The sequence below is a fragment of the Micropruina sp. genome, from assembly GCF_027492755.1.
Lineage (GTDB): Bacteria > Actinomycetota > Actinomycetes > Propionibacteriales > Propionibacteriaceae > Micropruina.
Window position 1 is genome coordinate 13,608 of the sequence record NZ_JAPUED010000051.1, and the last position, 3,963, is coordinate 17,570.

A 3,963-nucleotide genomic window follows, 5' to 3' on the forward strand; every position below is an offset into this window, starting at 1 on the left:
GCCGTCATCCCGGGCTCCGACCCGGGATCTCAAGTAGACCGACCGGCCGCGAACTCGCCGCTGCCCCGCCGTTGGTCACGCCTGTTCAGCCCTGCCCCACCATCATCGGTCGAGAGCCCTCTGTGGGCCCACACGCGGCGCAACCGACGGGGGTCTCGACAAGCTCGACCAACGGAGTGCGCGAGGCCCGACCGGCGAGGGTGGCCTCGAGCGGTTGGGTTTCAGGCTCCTGCGGCCATCCAGCTGGCGATCGCGCGCGTCCCGAGCTCGAACGCCTCGGATTCGGGGCGGGCGAGATAGCCGTGGCGGGTGTCGGGGATGTACCAGCCCTCGTGCGGGACGTCGGCCAGGGTCAGCCGGTGGGCGAAGTTCTCGGCCGAGGCGCGCAGGATGTCGCGGTCGGCGTTCAACAGCCGCACCGGCGGTAGCCCCGTGAGGTCGCCGAGGCCGGGGAAGATGTGCGGATTGTCGAGCGAGTCCGCCGTCCCGGCATGATTCACGGCCGCCCGGCGAACCATCTCCTGCATCACCCGCAGGTCGGGCAGCCCGAACAGCCGCCGGCGCAGGGCGGCCGAAGTGGGCGGCAGCACGCCGTGGAACAGTCCGTACAGGAAGGCGAGGCCGATCGGGGGCCGTGCCTCGCCATCCCGCAGCCGCAACGCGACCCCGGCGGCCAGGCAGGCTCCGGCGGACGCGCCGCCCAGCCACATCGGTCCACCGTGGGTGGCCTGGGCGTCCAGCCAGGCGTCCATCACCTGGTCCTGCGACACCGGATAGCGGAACGGTGAGGGGCGCAGCCGCATCGGTCCCACCACCGGGAACATCGGCACCAGGCCGTATTCGACGCTGGTCACCGGGAAGCCGGCCGCCGCCACCCGCAGCGACACCTGGTGTGACTCTGGCTCGTCCAGCGTGCCGACCACCCAACCACCGCCGTGCACCCAGACCAGCCGGGGCCCGGCCACCTCACCCGGCGGTAGGTATTCACGCACGCGGACCTCGCCGTGGCGTCCGGGAACATGGCGCTCGATCCAGGTCGGTTCGGCCACCGCAGCTCCCGTTCTCTCGCGCCGGACATGATGTCAGCGCCATGATGCCAGTGTCGTCGTTGCGTGAGCGATGCGCGGCGGTACCTTTTGTCCCATGCACGAACTGAGCCGTCGCACGGCGCTGGTTGGGCTGCTCGGTACCGGCGTCGCCGTCGCCGGCTGTTCAGGCCAGCCCGCGTCGTCCACCCCCCCGGTCGAGGCACCCTCCGCCACCCCCACCGCCACGCCGTCCACCGATGCCACACCCCGCTGGCCGCTGTCCGGCAAGCTGCTCAAGGACCCTGCGGACGCCAAACACGCCGCGGTCGCAGTGAAGGTTCCCGACAACCGCAACGAGCACCCGCAACGCGGCCTGGATCAGGCCGACATCGTCTTCGTCGAGCTGGACGGCTACCGCGACAACTCCGGGTACAGCGGCACCCGGCTGGTGCCGGTCTTCCATTCCTCGATGCCGGACGCGGTGGGCCCGGTGCGCTCGATCCGTCCGGTCGACATTCCGCTGCTCTCCCCCATGCACGCGATCATCGGCAACACCGGCGCCACCGGCTGGGTGCTCAAGTACGTCCAGGAGTTCGACAGCTACATCGAGGGAATGCTGTCGTACATGAACACCAAGGGCACCGGGTCGTACTCGATCGACAGCTCGCGGATCCGGGTGCTGAACGGCGTCCGCTACTACGACCGCGCCGTGGTGTGCCATCCGGCGGTGCTCGCGAAGCAGACCAAGAAGTTCCGCGACGGGCCGCCGCAGCTGTACTTCCCGTTCGGTGACGCCGAGGCCGCCAGCACGGTCGACGGTGACAAGGTCAAGACGATCAGCGTGCCGTGGAAGAGCGGCAACAGCTACAACATGAGCTACACCTGGAACGCCTCGTCCGGCACCTGGCTACGCAGTATGCCGTGGGGTCCGCATGTGCTGGCCGGCGGCAAGCGGGTGGCACCGAACAACGTGATGGTGATCAGCGCCCGCCAGCACTACGAGAAGCTCCGCTCCGGCAGCGGCCACGACGAGCCGATCCACGACATCATCGACACCTCGGGCCCGTTCCACTACTTCCAGGGCGGCCGCTATGTGACCGGCACCTGGAGCAAGGGCGACGTCTCGGAGCCGTTCAGCTTCGCCCTCGACGACGGCAGCCCCCTGGTGATGGCCCCCGGCCAGACCTACGTCGAACTGCCCGACAAGAAGGCCAAGATCGTCATCAAGTCCTGACCGTCTTCTCCACCGCCGCGGCAACCCTGAACGTCGTTCAAAGCCCGGGGACGGTTCTCCGGCGTGCGAATCTCGAACGCGCGGGGACGGTTCTCCGGCATGCGAATCTCGAACACGCGGGGACGGTTCTCCGACGCGCGAGTCTCGAACGCGAAAGAACCGTCCCCGGGCATGCGAATTCCGCACGTGGGAGAACCGTCCCCAATGTGCGAGAGAACCGGGCCGTGGTTTCAGAGCACCGAGCCCGGGGTGTAGGCGGCGGCGTCCGGGTAGAGCTTGGCGATGCGCTTCACCTTGTCGGCGACATCGTCCACCTGGTCGCGGGCGGCCCCGGTGAGTTCCAGCGGGTCGGCCTGGGTGGCTTGCAGTTGCTCGTGACTGAGACCGAGGCGGGGGTCGGCGGCCAGCCGGTCGAGCAGGTCGTTGGTCCGGGCGCCACGGCGTAGCTCCAGGGCGACGGCGACGGCGTGCTCCTTGATCGCCTCGTGGGCGGCCTCGCGTCCGACACCGGCCTGGACGGCGGCCATCAGCACCTTGGTGGTGGTCAGGAAGGGCAGGTAGCGGGCCAGTTCGGCCTCGATCACCGCCGGGAAGGCGCCGAACTCGGCCAGCACGGTGAGGAACGTCTCGAACAGGCCGTCCAGGGCATAGAAGGCGTCCGGCAACGCCACCCGGCGCACCACCGAGCACGAGACGTCCCCCTCGTTCCACTGGTCGCCGGCCAGCTCGCCGACCATGGTCGCGTAGCCGCGTAGCACCACACTCAGCCCGTTCACCCGCTCACAGGACCGGGTGTTCATCTTGTGCGGCATCGCGGACGAGCCGACCTGGCCCTCCTTGAACCCCTCGGTGACCAGCTCATGGCCGGCCATCAGCCGGATCGTCGTCGCCACATTGGACGGCGCCGCCGCCACCTGCACCAGCGCGGTCAGCACCTCGTAGTCGAGCGAGCGCGGATAGACCTGGCCGGTCGAGGTGAAGATCCTGGCGAAGCCCAGGTACTGGCCGATCTGCGACTCCAGTGCCAACTGCTTCTTGGCGCTGCCCCCCAGCAGGTCGAGCATGTCCTGCGCGGTGCCCATCGGGCCCTTGATGCCGCGGGCGGGGTAGCGGTTGATCAACTCGTCCACCCGCGCGAAGGCGACCAGCAACTCGTCGGCGGCGGTGGCGAACCGCTTGCCGAGGGTGGTGAGCTGCGCGGCGACGTTGTGCGAGCGTCCGGTCAGCGCCTGATCGCGGTACTGGACGGCGAGCCGCGACAGCGACACCAGCACCGTCACGATCCGCTCGCGCACCAGCTTCAGCCCGTTGAGCACCTGGTACTGCTCGATGTTCTCGGTCAGGTCGCGGCTGGTCATGCCCTTGTGGACGTGCTCGTGGCCGGCGAGCGCGTTGAACTCTTCGATCCGCGCCTTCACGTCGTGCCGAGTGACCCGTTCCCGCGCCTCGATGGACGCCAGGTCGACGGTGTCGATGACCCGCTCGTAGTCGGCGATCACCTCGGCCGGGTCGTCTCCGCCGAAGTCGACGCCCAGATCCTTCTGCGCCTCCAGGACGGCCACCCAGAGCCGCCGCTCGGCGACGATCTTGTTCTCGGGGCTCCAGATCGCCCGCATCGCCTCGGACGCGTAACGGGTGGCCAGGACATTGGGAACGGTCATGGCTTCATCGTTTCATGACCTGAGAGTTCACCACTCCCCG

3 protein-coding genes are annotated in these 3,963 nt (G+C 68.9%); 1 reads left to right on the top strand and 2 read right to left on the bottom strand.

Features of this window, described 5'->3' with window-relative positions; translation table 11 throughout:
• Positions 1-221 precede the first annotated feature (221 nt).
• Positions 222-1,049, bottom strand: coding sequence for an alpha/beta hydrolase (locus Q0066_RS03225; protein ID WP_298129987.1), 828 nt, complete (start codon positions 1,047-1,049; stop codon positions 222-224).
• 94 nt (positions 1,050-1,143) lie between these two features.
• Between Q0066_RS03225 and Q0066_RS03230 the strand changes: the two genes are divergently transcribed.
• On the top strand, positions 1,144-2,262 hold the full coding sequence (locus Q0066_RS03230; RefSeq protein WP_298129989.1) for a DUF3048 C-terminal domain-containing protein: 1,119 nt from the start codon (positions 1,144-1,146) through the stop codon (positions 2,260-2,262).
• Between the two features lie 230 nt (positions 2,263-2,492).
• Here Q0066_RS03230 and purB read toward each other — a convergent pair whose 3' ends face one another.
• Positions 2,493-3,923: an adenylosuccinate lyase gene (gene purB, locus Q0066_RS03235; RefSeq protein ID WP_298129991.1), complete on the bottom strand. Its 1,431-nt coding sequence runs from the start codon at positions 3,921-3,923 to the stop codon at positions 2,493-2,495.
• Between the last annotated feature and the right edge of the window lie 40 nt (positions 3,924-3,963).